Source organism: Streptomyces sp. UNOC14_S4 (genome assembly GCF_020740835.1).
Classification (GTDB): Bacteria; Actinomycetota; Actinomycetes; order Streptomycetales; family Streptomycetaceae; genus Streptomyces.
In genome coordinates this window covers 1-15,952 of sequence record NZ_JAINFC010000141.1, presented here as the reverse complement: position 1 = coordinate 15,952, position 15,952 = coordinate 1, and the positions used below count along the sequence as shown (strand labels likewise).

The 15,952-nt window shown below is 72.7% G+C and carries 16 protein-coding genes; 6 read left to right on the top strand and 10 right to left on the bottom strand.

Features of this window, described 5'->3' with window-relative positions; all coding sequences use genetic code 11:
- Window positions 1–745: bifunctional transcriptional activator/DNA repair enzyme AdaA (locus tag K6I34_RS15275; protein ID WP_229326345.1), on the bottom strand; the 745-nt coding region annotated here is incomplete at its 3' end.
- Window positions 746–845: 100 nt separating this feature from the next.
- Here K6I34_RS15275 and K6I34_RS15270 point away from each other — a divergent pair.
- Window positions 846–2,015 (top strand): nitric oxide synthase oxygenase, encoded by a 1,170-nt coding sequence (locus tag K6I34_RS15270; RefSeq protein WP_229326344.1) that lies wholly within the window; start codon window positions 846–848, stop codon window positions 2,013–2,015.
- A gap of 46 nt (window positions 2,016–2,061) precedes the next feature.
- Here the strand turns inward: K6I34_RS15270 and K6I34_RS15265 are convergent, their stop codons facing one another.
- Window positions 2,062–2,997 carry a GNAT family N-acetyltransferase gene (locus K6I34_RS15265; RefSeq protein ID WP_229326342.1) on the bottom strand — a complete coding sequence of 312 codons (936 nt, stop codon included), beginning with the start codon at window positions 2,995–2,997 and terminating at the stop codon, window positions 2,062–2,064.
- Window positions 2,998–3,130: 133 nt separating this feature from the next.
- Window positions 3,131–3,631, bottom strand: a complete 501-nt coding sequence (locus K6I34_RS15260) for an RICIN domain-containing protein (protein WP_229326341.1) — start codon at window positions 3,629–3,631, stop codon at window positions 3,131–3,133.
- A gap of 355 nt (window positions 3,632–3,986) precedes the next feature.
- On the opposite strand from K6I34_RS15260, the gene K6I34_RS15255 reads away from it, so the two are divergent.
- On the top strand, window positions 3,987–5,606 hold the full coding sequence (locus K6I34_RS15255) for a metallophosphoesterase family protein (protein ID WP_229326339.1): 1,620 nt from the start codon (window positions 3,987–3,989) through the stop codon (window positions 5,604–5,606).
- Between the two features lie 170 nt (window positions 5,607–5,776).
- Here the strand turns inward: K6I34_RS15255 and K6I34_RS15250 are convergent, their stop codons facing one another.
- A complete protein-coding gene (locus tag K6I34_RS15250; protein WP_229326337.1) occupies window positions 5,777–5,953 on the bottom strand; it encodes a hypothetical protein in 177 nt (58 codons plus the stop codon).
- A gap of 190 nt (window positions 5,954–6,143) precedes the next feature.
- Here K6I34_RS15250 and K6I34_RS15245 point away from each other — a divergent pair, with 190 nt between their 5' ends.
- The gene (locus K6I34_RS15245; protein ID WP_229326335.1) at window positions 6,144–7,553 is read left to right on the top strand and encodes an amino acid permease; all 1,410 of its coding nucleotides are present in this window, start codon (window positions 6,144–6,146) and stop codon (window positions 7,551–7,553) included.
- 122 nt (window positions 7,554–7,675) lie between these two features.
- Window positions 7,676–8,206 carry a ferredoxin gene (locus K6I34_RS15240; RefSeq protein ID WP_229326333.1) on the top strand — a complete coding sequence of 177 codons (531 nt, stop codon included), beginning with the start codon at window positions 7,676–7,678 and terminating at the stop codon, window positions 8,204–8,206.
- 148 nt (window positions 8,207–8,354) lie between these two features.
- Here the strand turns inward: K6I34_RS15240 and K6I34_RS15235 are convergent, their stop codons facing one another.
- The gene (locus K6I34_RS15235) at window positions 8,355–8,834 is read right to left on the bottom strand and encodes a MarR family winged helix-turn-helix transcriptional regulator (protein WP_229326331.1); all 480 of its coding nucleotides are present in this window, start codon (window positions 8,832–8,834) and stop codon (window positions 8,355–8,357) included.
- A gap of 61 nt (window positions 8,835–8,895) precedes the next feature.
- Between K6I34_RS15235 and K6I34_RS15230 the strand changes: the two genes are divergently transcribed.
- Together K6I34_RS15230 and K6I34_RS15225 are read left to right on the top strand one after the other, a co-directional pair.
- Window positions 8,896–10,032, top strand: coding sequence for a questin oxidase family protein (locus K6I34_RS15230; RefSeq protein WP_229326329.1), 1,137 nt, complete (start codon window positions 8,896–8,898; stop codon window positions 10,030–10,032).
- Between the two features lie 252 nt (window positions 10,033–10,284).
- Window positions 10,285–10,806 (top strand): GNAT family N-acetyltransferase, encoded by a 522-nt coding sequence (locus K6I34_RS15225; RefSeq protein ID WP_229326327.1) that lies wholly within the window; start codon window positions 10,285–10,287, stop codon window positions 10,804–10,806.
- Window positions 10,807–10,968: 162 nt separating this feature from the next.
- On the opposite strand, the gene K6I34_RS15220 is transcribed toward K6I34_RS15225, so the two are convergent.
- From K6I34_RS15220 to K6I34_RS15200, 5 genes are all read right to left on the bottom strand, one after another.
- Window positions 10,969–12,255 (bottom strand): alanine racemase, encoded by a 1,287-nt coding sequence (locus tag K6I34_RS15220; RefSeq protein WP_229326325.1) that lies wholly within the window; start codon window positions 12,253–12,255, stop codon window positions 10,969–10,971.
- Entirely contained in the window at window positions 12,255–13,349 is a 1,095-nt protein-coding gene (locus K6I34_RS15215) for an amidinotransferase (protein WP_229326323.1), read from the bottom strand. Before K6I34_RS15215 ends, K6I34_RS15220 begins: the two co-directional genes overlap by 1 nt.
- A 101-nt stretch (window positions 13,350–13,450) precedes the next feature.
- Entirely contained in the window at window positions 13,451–14,461 is a 1,011-nt protein-coding gene (locus tag K6I34_RS15210; RefSeq protein WP_229326321.1) for a fatty acid desaturase, read from the bottom strand.
- Entirely contained in the window at window positions 14,422–15,480 is a 1,059-nt protein-coding gene (locus K6I34_RS15205) for a hypothetical protein (RefSeq protein WP_229326319.1), read from the bottom strand. The genes K6I34_RS15210 and K6I34_RS15205 overlap by 40 nt, the downstream gene beginning before the upstream one ends.
- Window positions 15,477–15,952, bottom strand: a 476-nt coding sequence (locus K6I34_RS15200; protein ID WP_229326317.1) for a metallopeptidase TldD-related protein, incomplete at its 5' end; no start/stop codon positions are given. The genes K6I34_RS15200 and K6I34_RS15205, both read right to left, overlap by 4 nt.

The following is a 15,952-nucleotide window of genomic DNA, read 5'->3' as shown; positions in this document are numbered from 1 at the left end:
GGTAGCGGTGGCCCTCGACGCGTTCGACGCCGGGTACGGCCCTGGCGCGCAGCCAGGCCAGGAGGGCGTCGCCGTCCAGCGGGGGCCGGAAGCGCAGGTGGAGCAGGAGCGGCCCGGGGCTCGCGGTGTCGTGCGCGGCGTGGGCGCGGCGCAGTTCCCTGGGCGCGCGGCCGAACGCGGCCAGGACCGCGCCGTTGAACTGCCGGATGCTCGAGTACCCGGCGGCGAAGGCGACGTCGGAGAGGGGCAGGGCGCTGGACTCGATGAGCATGCGCGCCACTTGGGCACGCCGGTTCAGGGCCAGCGCGAGGGGGCCGACCCCCACTTCCGCGACGAGCTGGCGGTGCAGGTGCCGTGCGCTGACGGCGAGTTGCCGGGCGAGACCCGCGACGCCGACCTCGTCGACCGTGCCGCCGGCGATGAGCCGCAGGGCGCGGGCGACGAGGTCGCCGCGCACGTTCCACTCGGGCGAGGTGGGCGCGGTCTCGGGCCTGCACCGGCGGCAGGCGCGGAAGCCGGCGGCCTCGGCGGCCGCGGGGACCTTGAAGAAGCGGCAGTTGGCGGGCTTCGGCGTGCGCGCGCCGCACACCGGTCTGCAGTAGACGCCGGTGGAGGTCACCGCCACGACGAAGGCCCCGTCGAAGCGCGTGTCGCGGCTCGCCATGGCCCGGTAGCAGGAATCGAAGTCGAGCACGCCGTCATTCTTGCCGTCGTACCCGGCGGATTTCCGGCGACAATCGGACATGATGTTGCCGCTCCGGAGAGCCCGGGCGCCGTGGCATCCGCGCCCCTAGAATGTCGGCGTACGACCCGGTAACTCCGTGACCGTGCCGGCAGGGGGAGCGATGACAGTCGACCAGGTGAACGGACGGCCGGTGGCCGATCCCCATGAAGCGGAGCATTTCGTCCGGCAGTTCCACCGGGAGACGGGGCGGACGGACTCCCTGGGCGCGCGGCTGTCGGCGGTGCGGCGGGAGATCGCCGAGACGGGCGGTTACGTCCACACACCGGAGGAACTCGCTTTCGGCGCGCGGGTCGCGTGGCGCAATTCCGCGCGCTGCATCGGGCGGCTCTACTGGAGAAGTCTCGTGGTGCGCGACCGGCGGCACGTGACCCGTCTCGACGAGGTGGCCGCGGAGTGCGGCGAGCACTTACGCCTGGCCACGCGCGGCGGGCAGATACGCCCGGTGATCACGATTTTCGGCCAGGACGACGCGCACGGCCCGCGCACGCTCATCTGGAACGAGCAGCTCATCCGCTACGCCGGATATCCGTCGGTCGGCAAGGGCTGCACGGGGGACCCCCGCAGCCTGGGCATCACCTGGCTGGCGATGCGGCTGGGCTGGCGGGGGCGGGGCGGCCGCTTCGACGTACTGCCCCTGATCCTCCAGTCCAGGGACGAAGGGGTCCGCCTCCACGAGCTCGACCCGGGCGACGTCCTGGAGGTGCCGCTCGCGCACCCCGAGCTGGACTGGTTCGGCGAACTGGGCCTGCGCTGGTACGCGGTGCCCGCGATCTCCCACATGCGGCTGCGGATCGGCGGCCTCTCCTACTCGGCGGCGCCGTTCAACGGCTGGTACATGGGGACGGAGATCGGTGTCCGCGACCTGTGCGACACCGACCGCTACGACGCCCTGCCGGAGGTGGGCCGCCGCCTCGGGCTCGACACCTCCAGCGACCGCACGCTCTGGCGGGACCGCGCGCTGGTCGAGGTGAACCGCGCCGTGCTGCACTCGTTCGACCGCGCCGGGGTCTCCATCACCGACCACCACACCGAGTCGGAGCGCTTCCTGAAGCACGTGGCCCGCGAGGAGGCCGCGGGGCGGTCGTGCCCGGCCGACTGGTCGTGGATCGTGCCACCCATGTCGGGGGCGCTGACGCCGGTGTTCCACCGCGCGTACGACGAGACGCGGCCCCGGCCCGACTTCCACCTGGACGCGGAGGCACGACGGCGGGCCCAGGGGATCGGGGTGCTCCCGGACTGCCTGTGCGCGGCCGAGGCGCTCGAAGGCTGAGCGGCGCCCTGAGCGCCCTGAATGGCCCGAGCGCCCTGAATGGCCGTCAGCCGGGCTGTCCCGGCGGTCGGACCACGGTGCCGGTGAGGAATTCCGCCGAGAAGTCCCGGACGTCGACCGGCGCGCGGGCGATCAGACAGGAGCGCAGGGAACTGCCGGACGGGCCGTCGGCGGGCGTGCCGTACTCCAGCATGAGGGTAGGGTCGGACAGCCGGTCGAGGGAGAGGACGAGATCGGCCTCGTCCCACGGGTGCGGGTCCCCGAATTCCTGTGAGGGCACGGCCCGGAATCCCATCCGTGCCTTGAAGGTGAACAGCCCCGGCCGGGCGATGTGCCCGTAGAGATTGGGGTCGTCGCCGAGAGTGGCCCAGGCGAACCCCTTGTCGCGCGCCACGCGCATGGCGGTGCAGTAGAGGGCGCGGGGCACGCCGGCGGCCCGTTCGCGGTCGGTGACGGCGGAGAAGCGGATGCGGATCGCGCGTTCGTCCGGGGATTCCAGGGCGACGCAGCCGCCGACGAGTTCCTCCTGGTCGAAGAGGAAGACCCCGAAGTATTTCTGCGGGCCGTGGAGGACGGTGTCCCGGTTGCGCCGGGCGAAGGCCACTCCGTAGCGCATACGGGCCACTTGGTCCTCGTACAGGGTCAGGAACGCGTCGAAGTTCGCCGGGGATATCCGGTCCTCGACGACTTCGCGCAGTCCGAGTATCACGTTGTGCCGCCGGGCACGGCGGACGTACTGGCGGCTCTTGTGCGGCAGCGTCCGCAGGAACGCGCCCTCGTCCTCGCCGAGCGGGGCCAGCCACGTGAGCGTGGCCGGCTTGCAGACGAAGCCCCGCCGGGTCAGCTCGGGGCGCAGCGCGGGCGGCGGGTCCGTCATCCGTACGACCGCCACGGCCTGCTCCAGGCCCCGCCACGGCTCGGCGGGCAGGTCGTCCGGGGTGACGAGTGCGACCGGCAGTCCGAAGTCGTCGATGATCTCCATGCGCCCTTCCCGGGTCCGTCCGCGTGCCGCCGTTGCGCAAGGGTTCCGGGATAGCAGTGCTGTTCGAGTGGGGGCAAGGGGCGTGCCGGACAGTTCCCGGCCCGGTCGACGCCCCCTGTCCCGCCCTGTCAGCTCACTTCCAGAGCTGGTACCGGCCGCCGTTGCACGGGCCGGTGTAGACGGCGCCCTGGTCGTTGCTGTCGAGGCACTCCTTCGTCTCGCGGTTCACGAGGTTGAAGCCGTCGCCCGTCCACTTCTCGTACCACTGCTCGTAGTAGTTCGCGGGGCTCGCGCACGGCTCGATGTAGGCCTGGTGGCCCCAGTAGGCGGTCAGGCACTCGTCGTTGCCGCCCTCCCGCTCGGTCCAGGCGCCGTCGGGGTTCTCCAGGTTGCTCTGCGAGTCGTACCAGTCGGTGTTCTGGGAGGTGTCGCTCCAGCAGTGCACGAGGGCGCCGACGGACGTGTCGACCGTGTGGAGGTTCTGGTGCGGCGTGTACGTCCGCAGGCAGCCCTGGGTCTTGGCGTTGCGCCAGGTGACCTTGCCGTCGGCGTGGGCCGAGGCGGAGAAGGCCACCACGAGCACGGGGGCGGCCACGGCCGCCAGGACAGTACGGCCCGCACGCTTCTTCAGCACGAGCATCCTCGATTCGGAAATCCGGTGGAACGCATGACCCGGGCGGCACCTCGCCGACCGGGGGACGTGATCATGACATGTGATACGGGGGGGCCGATCGCCTCACTGCGCCCCCGTGGGCGTCCATCTCGCGTGATCCGTGGATGAGTTGAGATCCCTCGGGGCGGCGGGCGCATCCCGAAGCCATACGGGAACACAACGCTTCCTTAACCCGGGGGTGGGCGGAGCGGTGGGTTCCGCCATGGCGCGTGACCGCCGCCCTGGCCCGGCCGCGATGGCCTTGGTCATGGCCATTTCAATAATGATCAACTAAAGTTCCCGGATCACCAACTCCCCACCGTGAACAGGGTGTTACATGGCCATCACGCGCAGATCCGTCCTGAAGGGTTCGTCGGCCGCGGCAGCCGCCTCCGTCGTCGGCGCCGCGGCGGGAGAGGCGCAGGCCGCGTCCGCGGCCACGCCCACGTCCGACGGCCCGTTGCTCCAGGCCAAGCCGCACCGGCTGGGGGTACCGAGCGTGCTGGGCGTGCACCTCCAGTTCGGAACGGACCCCTCCACCGAGATGACGGTCTCCTGGATCACCCCGCAGTCCGTACGGCGGCCGCAGGTGCGCTACGGGTCACCCGAGGGCGGGCACGGCAGGGTGGTGGACGCGGAGACGCGGACGTACCGGGACGGCCTGTCGAAGGAAGAGGTGTACGTCCACCACGCCCACCTCACCGGGCTGCGCCCCGCGGCCACGTACATGTACACGGCCGGGCACGACGGCGCGGTGCCGGAGACCGGGACGTTCACCACGGCGCCGCGCGGCCGCGCCGCCTTCACCTTCACCAGCTTCGGCGACCAGGCGACGCACAACCTGCGCCGGGTGATCCACCTTCCGGACGGGGTGCCTTCCCCCGTCAACCGCTACCCCCTCTACAGCAGCAGCCAGGTCGGCTCGCCCGCCTCGGCGGACATCGTCTCCGCGGTGGAGCGCGTGGCCCCGCTGTTCAACCTCGTCAACGGCGACCTGTGCTACGCCTCGGTCGCCGGCGCGTGGGGGACGAGCCGGGCGGCGACCTGGGCGGACTGGTTCATCGGCAACAGCCGCTCCGCCCGGCTGCGCCCCTGGATGCCGTGCGCGGGCAACCACGAGTACGAGAAGGGCAACGGCCCGATCGGCGCCGCCGGCTATCAGACGTACTTCTCCCTGCCCCGGTCGGCGGCCTCCTCCGACGAGGAGATCCGCGGCCTGTGGTACGCGTTCACCGTCGGCGCGGCCCGCTTCATCAGCCTCGCCAACGACGACGTGGCGCTCCAGGACGGCGGCGACGCCTACATCCACGGCTACTCGGGAGGTGCCCAGCGACGCTGGCTGGAGCGCGAGCTGAAGGCGGCACGGGCGGACCGCGGCATCGACTGGGTCATCGTCTGCATGCACCAGCCGATGATCTCCAGCACCCGGTCGGCGGGCAGCGACCTGGGCATACGGGAGACGTGGGGGCCGCTGTTCGACCAGTACGGCGTCGACCTGGTGGTCTGCGGCCACGAGCACCACTACGAGCGGTCGCACCCCCTGCGCGGCACGCTCCCCAACGACATGCGTACCCCCGTCCCCGTGTCGACCCGCACGGATGTCATCGATACGAGCAAGGGCACCGTGCACATGATCATCGGCGCGGGCGGCAACATCGCCACCACGCAGGACGACATGTTCGACACCCCGCACGGCCGGGTCATCATGGGCCTCACCGACAAGACGACCCCCTCCGGCCACAAGGAACCCCTCTACGCCACCGAGGACGCGCCCTGGGCCGCCGTGCAGGACCGCAAGTACGACCACGGCTTCGCGGCGTTCGACGTCGACCCGGGCGACCGGCGCGGGGGCCGCACCCGCATCCACGTCACGTACTACACGTTCAACGGCCCGCACGGCGACCTGACCCCGGTCGACACCTTCACCCTGGAGCGCCCCCGCAGGGACCGCGCGTAACGCCAGGGGCTGCGCCCTGTCAGGGGCGCGGGGAACTGCGCGACCAGCCACACGCGGCCCGCAGACGCACGCCGGGCGCAAGTGGCACCCCAGTAGGCGCACCCGGTCACCCCAGGGGGCGCACCCGGTCACCCCAGGGGGCGCACCGGTCACGTCAGGGGGCGCACCGGTCACGTCAGATCGTCGCGGCGCCCCTCCCGCTCCTCGGGAGAACCCGCGGAGCGGGACCGCTCCTGCTCGTGCTGCCGCACCTGACGCTCCTGCTCCTTCTCCGCGAGCGTCTCCTCGGTCATGTCCTCCAGATAGTGCCGATCGCCCTTGAGCGGATCGTGTTCCCTGTCGGCCATCGGTGCTCACTCCTCGCCCACTCCTCGACAAGCTCGGGACGTATGTCCATGGTCCGCCCATATCGGACGGGTGCAACCGCGAACACGCTGCGTAAGGGGAGTGTCCGGATAACGGACGGGCGCGGCACGGCCCCCGGGGCCTGCCCATACTCGTGGTTCAACAATCTCGGATGATGGACAGGCAGGGACCATGAGCCGGACACTCCCGTCCCCTCCCCCGACGACGGAAACGCCGCCGCAGCAGCGGCAGGACGCCCCTCTGTCGAACGGGCTCAAGCAGCGGCACCTCTCGATGATCGCCCTCGGCGGCGTCATCGGCGCGGGCCTCTTCGTAGGCTCCGGCGCGGGCATCGCCGCCGCCGGTCCGGCGATCGTCCTCGCGTACGCCGTCTCCGGTCTCCTCGTGATGGCCGTGATGCGCATGCTCGGCGAGATGTCCGCCGCCAACCCGGCCTCCGGCTCCTTCTCCGTGCACGCCGACCGCGCGATCGGGCGCTGGGCCGGGTTCACCGCGGGCTGGATGTTCTGGACCCTGCTGGTCGTCGGCGTGGCCATCGAGGCGATCGGCGCCGCCCACATCGTGCAGGGCTGGCTGCCGGGCACGCCGTCCTGGCTGTGGGTCCTGGTCTTCATGACGCTGTTCTGCGGCACCAACCTGGCCGCGGTGTCGAACTTCGGCGAGTTCGAGTTCTGGTTCGCCGCCCTGAAGATCGGTGCCATCGGCCTCTTCCTGGTCCTGGGCGCGCTGGCCGTCCTCGGCGTGCTGCCCGGCAACGAGGCGCCCGGCACCTCCCACCTGCTCGGCGACGGCGGTTTCCTGCCCACGGGCGTCCCCGGCCTGCTGACCGGACTCCTGGCCTCCGTCGCCGCCTACGGCGGTCTGGAGACCGTGACCATCGCCGCCGCCGAGTCCGAGGACCCGGCCCGCGGCGTGGCCAAGGCCGTGAAGACGACCATGTGGCGCATCGGCATCGTCTACGTCGGCTCGATGCTGGTGATCGTCACCCTCGTCCCGTGGAACGACAAGGCGGTCACCGAGAGCGGCCCGTACGCGGCCGTCCTCGACCGGCTGGGCGTGCCCGGCGGCGGCCAGATCATGAACGTCGTCGTCCTGATCGCGCTGCTCTCCGCGATGAACGCCAACATCTACGGCTCCTCGCGCATGGCCCACTCGCTGGTCTCCCGCGACCAGGGCCCCCGCTTCCTCGGCAAGGTCTCCGGCCAGGTGCCGCGCCGGGCCGTCCTCGCGTCCTGCGCCTTCGGCTTCGTGGCCGTCCTGCTGTCCTTCTGGTGGCCCACCACCGTCTTCGCGTGGCTGCTCAACATGGTCGGCGGGGTCGTGCTGGTGGTGTGGGGCTTCACCGCCGTCTCCCAGTTCGTGCTGCGCCGCCGCCTGGAGCGTGAGGGAGGCGAGAAGCTCACGGTGCGGATGTGGGGCTTCCCGTACCTGACGTGGGTGGCCCTCGCCGGGGTCGTCGGCGTGCTCGTCCTGATGGCCGTGGAGCCGGGGACCCGGGTGCAGCTGTACTCCACCGGCGGGCTGGCCCTGGCCCTGGCCGTGACCGGCTACGTCCGGCAGCGGCGCGCCGCCGGGCGCTGAGCGGCGGCCACCGCAAAACATAAAAGAGGCGGACGGCTTCCTCGAAGCCGTCCGCCTCTTCTGCGTCTCGCGCGCCCGCAGCCCCAGAACGACGCACGCGGCGGAACGCATACGCTCCAGAGGTGACGCTCTACTTCGACCCGCTGACCATCCTCGGCGAGGAAAGCCGCACCGCGTTCCGGGGCCGCTGGGAGGACCGGAACCGGCTCGACGTGCCGGGCCCGTTCTACGGCGGTGGGACCGACACCTGCTGGACCGGGCGGCTGCACGCGCCCCGGCACGTCCTCTACGGCGGGCCGCACCTCACCGAGTACGTCTACCGGCAGCCCCGCACCCCGACGGAGACCGCCCGGCTGGCCGAGGCCGCCGCCGAGGACCCGTTCCAGGGCTACGGCTGCGACGGCGACGCCCGCTGGACCCCGGCGACGGTGCGGGAGTGGTGGCACGACCGCGGACATGTCACGCGGTACCTGTCCGGGATGCGGAGCGAGTGGGAGGCCATGGACGCGGCCCGGAGTCAGGGGCTGGCCGCCGCGGCCCGGGACTTCGCGGCGTACCTCGCGGGGGACCTGGCGCAGGACCTGCGGGTCTATCTGTACTGGCTGGAGGAGCGCCGGTCACCCGGACCCGACGACCGGCTGCCGGAGCTGTGACGCGGTTCTTGACGTGGTCCTCGACGCGGTCCTCCGCGTCTATGCCGCCCGCGCGAGCAGACGCAGGTCGCCGCCCCAGGCGTCACGATTGGACTCCATCCCGTGAACGTACCGCCTGCGGCCCTCCGGGACCGAACCCCCGAGCGTCCTAGCCCTGCACCTCACGTACCCACGCCGTCAGCCCCGCCACGAAACCCGCCCGTTCGGCGGGGGAGAGGGTGTCGAGGGCCCGCAGCAGGTGCTCGCCGCGGCGGGCGACGAAGGCCTCCAGGTGCGGGCGGTACGTGTCGGCCAGCGAGACCAGGGTGCGGCGGCGATTCGCCGGGTCCTCGGTGCGCTCCACGACACCGGCCCGGCTCAGGGCGCCGACCAGTTCGCTGGCCGTGGGCAGCGACACGTGCAGCCGCCGGGCGATCTCACTGACCGTCAGCGGCTCCCCGGCCAGCAGCTGCGGCAGCACCGCGCCGTGACGTGCCGTCAGCCCGTTGCTCTCCATGACGTCGCGCAGCGGCTCCGGCATGAGGCCGTGCACGACCGGGCCCCGGAAGTAGGGCTCCAGCAGAGGTACGAGGCCGACGACACGGAATTCGTCGGGGGTGGGTTTCCGGGGCGTGTGCGGATGCGGCATACTCCCACTCTAGATGGTTCGGATTTCCAAACTGTTCTGGAATACGAAAGGTCGGTGTGCCATGCCGTCGATCGGTTACCACGACGCGGTCAACGACGCCCTGGAGCGCATGGAGGGCCTGGGGTACGAGCGCGGCAAGGGGGTCGACCTCGCCAACCACGGCCCGATGGGGGCCGAAGCGCTCGCCGTGCTCGGGCAGGGGGACGCGGTGGCCCCCTGGGTGGGCCGCTACCGGCGGGCGATGGAGCACCACGAGCCGCCCGCCGCGCGCTTCGCGCTCGACCCGGCCGACGAGTCCTCCTGGCGGCCCGCGCTCGGGGCGTTCGACCGGGCCGGGGACTGGGAGCGGCTGTTCGTCCGCGAACTCGCCGAGGCGCACTGGCGGGAGGTGATCGCGCGATGGTGGCCGCGCCTGCTCCCGGGCCTGTTCGCGGGCCTCACCCATGGCCTGATCCGTACGGCGCACGCGGTGCGCGGTCTGTACGCGGCCGGTGACGCGGCGACCCGGCTCCAGCTGGACGAGCTCGCGAAGGGGCTGGCGTACTGGGCCGCGCGGTACGCGGAGCTCCCGGGCACGCCCCGGCTCGCGGGCCCGTACGAGCTGCCCGCCGCGGTGGCCGCGCTTCCGCGGCTGCCGCACGACGAGACCGGCCCCGGCCCGGACGCGGTACGCCGCCGCCTGCAGGGCCTCGACGACACCCCGGGCTACACCGAGGCACTGACGCGTCTGACGCCCCATCAGGCACCGTTCCTGCTGAGCGAGATGACGGTCCGGTTCGCCGACGTCTACCTGGGGCACCCCGAGGTGGTCCCCGTACCGCTGGTCCACGGCGTGACCGCGCCCGCCGCCGTCCGCCTCGTCCTGCCGCACCTGCCGGAGGAACTGCACGCGCCGACGGTGGCCCGGCTGTGGCAGGTGCAGGCGGCGTTCCTGCTCGCGTTCACCGTGGACCGGCGCGACGAGGACACGGACGTCTGGCGGGCGTACGTCCCGGAGCTGCCACCGCTCCACGAGTTGGGAGCGCGGGCCGTCGAGCACGGTGACGAGCACGTCATCAAATTCACCGAGGCGTGTTTGCGGGAGTACGCCCTGCGGCCCGATCCCCGTTACACGGCCGCCGCGTTCGCGGCGCAGCAGCGCATCACGCCGCTGGACGCGGGCGGCGGGGCCTCGACCTGGCAGCGGCGGCGCGGCTGAGCGCTCCGCTGGAAAACCGGTGCGTCAACTGCGGGTGCGTCTGGGGGTACCCCCGGACGAAGTCTGGGGGATGGTCGCGCCCGCGCGGCGGAGCCGCATATTGATGCCGCCCCGCGCCCCTTCGGGGCGCTGCCGAACCGCACCGGACTTCGTCAGGCCCGCTTAGAGCGTGAGCGTCCTGCCGGTCGCCGGTCGTGAGCGGTGGTGAGTCCGACGGGGGCCGTCATCGGACGGGTGTGCGAGGATCGCCAGGTGAACGATCTCTGTGTCCGCCCGGCCGCCGAAGCCGATCTGACGGCCCTCGTCCGCCTCCGCGACGACGCGGCCCGCTGGATGCTGGCCCGCGGCATCACCGGCCAGTGGAAGCCGGGGGAGCTGGGCGAGGACCACTTCCGCCACGTCATGACCCATGGCGAGGTCTGGGTCGCGGAGACCGGCGGGCACATCGCCGGTGCCTGGGAGCTGTGGTGGGAGGACGAGGCCGCGTGGGGCCCGCAGCCGCCCGTGGCCGGATACGTGCACCGGCTCATGGTGGACCGCGGCACCACCGCGCGCGGGACGGGGCTGCTGTTGCTGAGAGCCGCGGAACGCCGAGTGGCCGCGGCGGGACGGACGCGCGTGCGCTTGGACTGCCTGGCCGGCAACACACAGCTCAACGCCTACTACCAGGACGCCGGTTATCGCGTCGTGGGTCACAAGGCGGGCAAGCCGCAGCCGGGCGGGGAGCCCAAGTCCTTCACGCTGCTGGAGAAGGCGCTGCAGCAGGCGGAGTAGCCAGGACGGGGCCCGCCCGTGTCCGTACTCGCGGTCCCCGCCGGACCGCGGACGCCACGGGCTGGACGGTGACCACGGCGCCGATCAACGCCAACCGTGACGGCCGTACGGTCACGGTGTACGCCGTCTGTGAGTGAGGTACCGGACGACGGCGGGCGGTGCTCACGGCACCGTCGTCGTCCGTACCGCGACCCCCCGCGACAGGAAGCCGCTCACCGAGAACTCCCACCCGTACGCCCCCGCCAGCGGGAAGACGACCACGTCGCCCGCGCGCAGCCGCGGTACCCGGATGCCGCGGGCCAGGATGTCCTCCGGGGTGCACAGCGGGCCGGCGAGTGAGAGGGCGGTGTCGCGGACTTCCGGGCGGGGGCAGTCGTACGGCCATTCCTCGACGGGCAGGACGACCGCGTCCAGGGCCACTTCCAGGAGCGCGGGCAGCATGAAGTGGTTGATGCCGCCGCCGAGCACGGCGAACGCGGTGCCGCCGGCCTCCTTCACGTCGGTCACCTCCGCCGCGAACCAGCCGCAGTCGGCGACGAGGCGGCGGCCCGGCTCGAACACCACGCGGGTGCCGTCCGGCGGTGCCGTCGCGGCCAGCAGGCCGCCGAAGTGCCGCAGGTCGAACGGCGTGCCGCCGATGCCGCCGCCGACGTCGACCACCTCCAGCCCGATCCCGTGACGGCGGGCCGTGCGCGCCGACAGCTCCAGGCAGGAGCGCACATACGCGGCGTGGCCCGCGGCGTCGAGGTTGTTGGACACCACGTGGAAGTGGAGGCCGACCGGGGTGACCGACGGCAGCGCGCGTGCCGTGGCGAGCACGTCGCCCAGCGCGTCCTCGGGGACGCCGAACTGGGTGGCGCGCCCGGCCATCCGCAGGGCGCCGTCGAGCCGTCGGCCGCCGGGGTTCACCCGGACGACCACCGGCACCGCACGCCCGGCCCGTGCCGCGGCCCCGGCCACCCGGCGCAGCTCCAGCCCGCTCTCCACGCTCACGAACGAGACGTCGGACTCGACGCCGGACCTGAGGAGTTCGTCCAGCATCCGGTCGGTCTTGCCGGGGCCGGTCGCGATCGTCCGTACGGCCCCGGGGGCGGGGCAGGCCGCCCGTACGGCCCGGAGCTCGCCGAGGGACGAGACGTCGAAGCCGTCGACAGCCGGGGCCAGCGCGCCCAGCACGGCGGGGAAGGCGTTGGCCTTCACCGCGTAGCAGACCTCCGCCCACTCCGGCAGCGCCGCGCGCAGCTCCGCCGCCGCCCGCGCGGCCCGCCGCGGCTCGTACACGAAGGCGCTCAGCGGTTCGTCACCGGACGCGCGCGCCAGCGCGTACAGCCGGTCCACCACCGGCTCGGGCAGGGCGGACACGGGCAGCGCCGGGCGCTCGGCGGCCGTGGACCACTGCTGGGCGGGCCACGGCACGGCCGTGTGCCCCTGACCCCCCTGACCGGCCATCAGAAGTACGACTCCAGGGTTCCCGCGCGCCGGATGTCCAGCGTCGCGCAGTGGAAGGACCCGCCGAAGACGGTGTAGTCCTCGAAGGAGCAGGGGACGGGCTCGAACCCCCACTGCTCGAACGCCTTGACCAGCGGCTCCTGGGCGCGCTCCACCACCACGTGCCCGGGGTCGAGCATCAGCACGTTCAGGCTGCTCCACCTGCTGATCATGCTCTTGCCCATGACCGGGGTGACGACGGGCTCCGGCGGGACGAGCACGTCCCAGGAGCGGAACGCCTCCGGCAGCCGGTCCAGATCGAGGAACTCCGGGTTCACGAGCACCTTGCCGGGCGCGAGCGGCAGCAGTGACGTGTCGATGTGCATCGCCCGCGGGCACCGCGAGAACACCTCGTGCACGCGGTAGCCGGGCCCGAGGTGACGGCGCAGCCACTCCAGGCCCAGGGCGTTGGTCACATGGCTGCGCTCCATGAACAGGTCCCGGCCGCAGCGCACGACGTCGGCGGCGTCGAAGACCGGCTCGAGTTCGGTGGTGATGAAAGCGAGCTCCCCGTCCGGGGGTTCCTCGCCCGCGGGCGGCAGCTCGTAGCCCTCGCGGTACTGCGCGTCGACGAGCCGTGGCTTGGGCGCGGCCGTCCAGCGGGCACCCGCCCGGAAGTACTCGGTGAGCAAGGGGCGATAGGGCCAGACCTCGAAGTAGCGGTTGCGGTCGGCCATCGGCACTTCGATGATCTCGTCGCCGATCACGAGCAGCGAGTCGCGGGGATCGGCCACCGACAGCCCGTTGCCCACCGACCAGGCGGGTGAGGAGAAGGGGCGCGCGAAGTCGTGCGGCTCGGGGCGGCGCACGGTGACGCGCGCCTCGCGCAGGATGCCGAGGAACTCCTCCAGCGCCCGCTGCGCCTTCTCCACCGCCTCCGCGGGCATGGGCGTGCCGCGCCGCTCGTCGGCGCCGTACGACGGCCAGGTCTCGGCGGGCACGGTGACCCGGTCGAGGACGTCCCAGGAGGAGGTCATGGCGCCGTCGACGCGGCCGACGACGACCTCCTCCAGGGGGTCCCATTCGTTGTGCGAGCAGACCACGGCGGCGGGCATGGCGGCGGTGTCGTCCTTTCGGTCGTCCGGTCCCGGTGTCGCTTCCTGGCGCGGTGCCGGCGGTGTCGGCGGTGCCGGCGGTGCCGGCGGTGTCGGCGGTGTCATCGCGTCATGCAGGTCTGCTCGTCGCCCTGATAGGTGATCGCACCCGACAGGACCTTCCGGTAGAACCCCCAGTAGGAGTCCTCCACCACCGCGCACTTGTCCTCGATCGCGCTGTGCAGGCGGCGGACCTGCACCATCGGCACCCCTTGGTGGTAGTGGTGCGCGGTGTGCAGGTTGTTGCAGTTGGTGAGCCAGCGGGCGAAGCCCGACGCCCTGATGGTGCGGGTGTTGGTCAGGACGTTGTCGTCGGTCTGCGTGTTCAGCCCGAAGTGCTCGGGCAGTTCGATCAGGAAGTGGGTCGCCTCGCTCACCAGCAGCACCGGCGCGAACCACGCCCACACGAAGAACCAGTCGCCCAGCGCGACGCTCGCCGCGACCGCGCCCGCGGTGAGGAGGAGCAGCAGCGTGTACTCGTTCTGGATCGCCCGCAGCGCTCGGGGCCGCTCGACGCCCGGTATCGGCCGCCGGAGCGGGCCGCGCACCAGATCGCGTGCCACGTCCGCGTACCGGGCCGGGCTGAACGCCGCGGCCGCGAAGCCGGGCACGCTGTCGAGCCCGCGGAAGCGGTAGTTGAAGAACTCCAGGTTCTTCGTCGTGCCCAGATAGGCGTGGTGACGCAGGTGCTCGTACTTGTAGTGGGAGTACGCGCTGTACATGAACATGCCGCAGACGAAGCCCCAGAGGCGGTTCGCCCAGCGGGCGTGGAAGGCGTGCTCGTGGAGGCACTCGTGCTGGAGCTCCACCAGATAGGCGTACAGCACACCGAGCACGGGCACCGCCACGACGACGGTCACTGGCGAGCGCCATTCCAGGAGCGCCGTCCAGAAGATGAGGATCACGGCGAAGGCCACCGCGAGCTTGCCGACGAAGACGCGCGGCCGTTTGTCGAAGTACGACACGGGCAGGCCGCGCCGCGTGTCGCGGCCACGGATCGGTGCCAGCAGCACATCGCGCGAGCCGTCCAGGTTCAGTTGCCCGCCGTCGGGGGGAGCGGGTGATCGGGACATGGCGAGTCCTCTCTGCGGGGGCGGTGCGGCCGGGCGGCGGATGCGATCACCTCACCCGCCCGCAGGGACGTCATGACGGGAGGCGCCGAGGCGTACGAGGCGCGCGCGATCGGGTCGCGGACGAGCGCGGGCCGCTCGGCGCCACAGGCGTGCAGCGCGTGCCGGAGCACATCGGCCGGATCCCCGCGGACGATCAGCGGGCCCGTGCCGCGCCCCGTGCCACCGGTCCCGTCGCGCACGCTGAACGCCGCGCGCCAGGTGGGGAGGCCGTCGGCGGTCCGGCCGTGCCGTACGAGCGAGTCGAGCACCAGCGCCCGGCGCGGCGCGGCACCCCGCTCCATCCGTACGGCCGGGAGGGCGGGTCGTAGCGCGGCCGTGAACGTGCCGTGCGGGACGTGCCAGAGCGCCGGATCGCTCAGGAGCTCGCCCGCCTCGGCGAGCGCCTCTCCGGTGTGCCCCGGCAGATGAGGCGGCGTCAGGTCGTGCGGCGGGTACGGCGACGTCCTGGCGGCGGGCGCCGGGACCGTGCCCTCCTCCTCACCCGCCGCCGCCTCCTCCTCGCGCGCGGCGAGCAGGGCGAGGAGGGCGGCGGGCCCGAGGACGACGGGATCGTCGTCGTGGACGTCCTCGGGCCCGGCCGTCCGGGACCACGGGAGGGCCGCCGGGGGTCGCAGCCCGTCCCGCAGATGGACGACGTGGTCGCCGTCCCGGACCAGGAGGTGCGGCCGGTGCCACGTCCCCGACCGCACCCCGTCGACCACGGCCTCGCAGGCCACGCCGCCCGCCTCCACCAGGAGCCCGTCCCCGCCCAGTGCGGCCGCGCCCTTCTCGCAGAGCTCGCGCGCGACGGCACGGACCAGGGACGGGGACGGCGGCGCCGGTGGCGTGGGCAGCGCGCGCAGCCGCCATGCCCCGGGGGCACGGGACTCGGCACTCATCGCCAGCGCGGTGACCGACTCGGTGCCGTCGGCCTCGCGGCGCAGCAGGGCGTGCCGCCGTGTGACGCGGACGCGCGTCACGGCGCGCACCGCAGCCGGGAGAGCCGCAGGGCTGGCGCGCGTGTCCCCACGTCGAACAGCAGCTGGCCCGCCTTGCCGCACAGCGCGTTGTCCCCGAACTCCGTCTCCCCGCCGACGCCGGTGACGCGTGTGAGCACGTCCGTCCGTTCCGTGACACGGCCGGTGACGTAGCGTCCGGTGAGGCGGCCGCGCTCGATGCGCTCGCCGAGCACCAGCCGTGCCTCGACGGTGCCGCCGGAGCCGATGCCGTCGGCCAGCCGGTGGATCAGCAGCCCTCGTCCGGTGGCGTCGACGAGCTCGTCGAGCGTGGTGTCGCCGGGGGAGCAGACCAGGTTCGACATCCGGGGCAGCGGGGCCTGGAGCACGGAAGCGGCCCGGCTGCTGGCCGTCGGCATCGCCCTGGCCGCCGCCGCGCTCGCGACCCCGTGGAGCTGCCGGACGAGACGGCCCTCGTGCACGAACCGCAGGCGGC

Coding starts and splice junctions, on each gene's coding strand:
- K6I34_RS15265 (WP_229326342.1), bottom strand. CDS start 2,997: ATGGAGATCATCGACGACTTCGGACTGCCGGTCGCACTCGTCACCCCG.
- K6I34_RS15220 (WP_229326325.1), bottom strand. CDS start 12,255: ATGGCCGGTCAGGGGGGTCAGGGGCACACGGCCGTGCCGTGGCCCGCC.
- K6I34_RS15210 (WP_229326321.1), bottom strand. CDS start 14,461: ATGTCCCGATCACCCGCTCCCCCCGACGGCGGGCAACTGAACCTGGAC.
- K6I34_RS15250 (WP_229326337.1), bottom strand. CDS start 5,953: ATGGCCGACAGGGAACACGATCCGCTCAAGGGCGATCGGCACTATCTG.
- K6I34_RS15245 (WP_229326335.1), top strand. CDS start 6,144: ATGAGCCGGACACTCCCGTCCCCTCCCCCGACGACGGAAACGCCGCCG.
- K6I34_RS15230 (WP_229326329.1), top strand. CDS start 8,896: ATGCCGTCGATCGGTTACCACGACGCGGTCAACGACGCCCTGGAGCGC.
- K6I34_RS15235 (WP_229326331.1), bottom strand. CDS start 8,834: ATGCCGCATCCGCACACGCCCCGGAAACCCACCCCCGACGAATTCCGT.
- K6I34_RS15215 (WP_229326323.1), bottom strand. CDS start 13,349: ATGCCCGCCGCCGTGGTCTGCTCGCACAACGAATGGGACCCCCTGGAG.
- K6I34_RS15270 (WP_229326344.1), top strand. CDS start 846: ATGACAGTCGACCAGGTGAACGGACGGCCGGTGGCCGATCCCCATGAA.
- K6I34_RS15255 (WP_229326339.1), top strand. CDS start 3,987: ATGGCCATCACGCGCAGATCCGTCCTGAAGGGTTCGTCGGCCGCGGCA.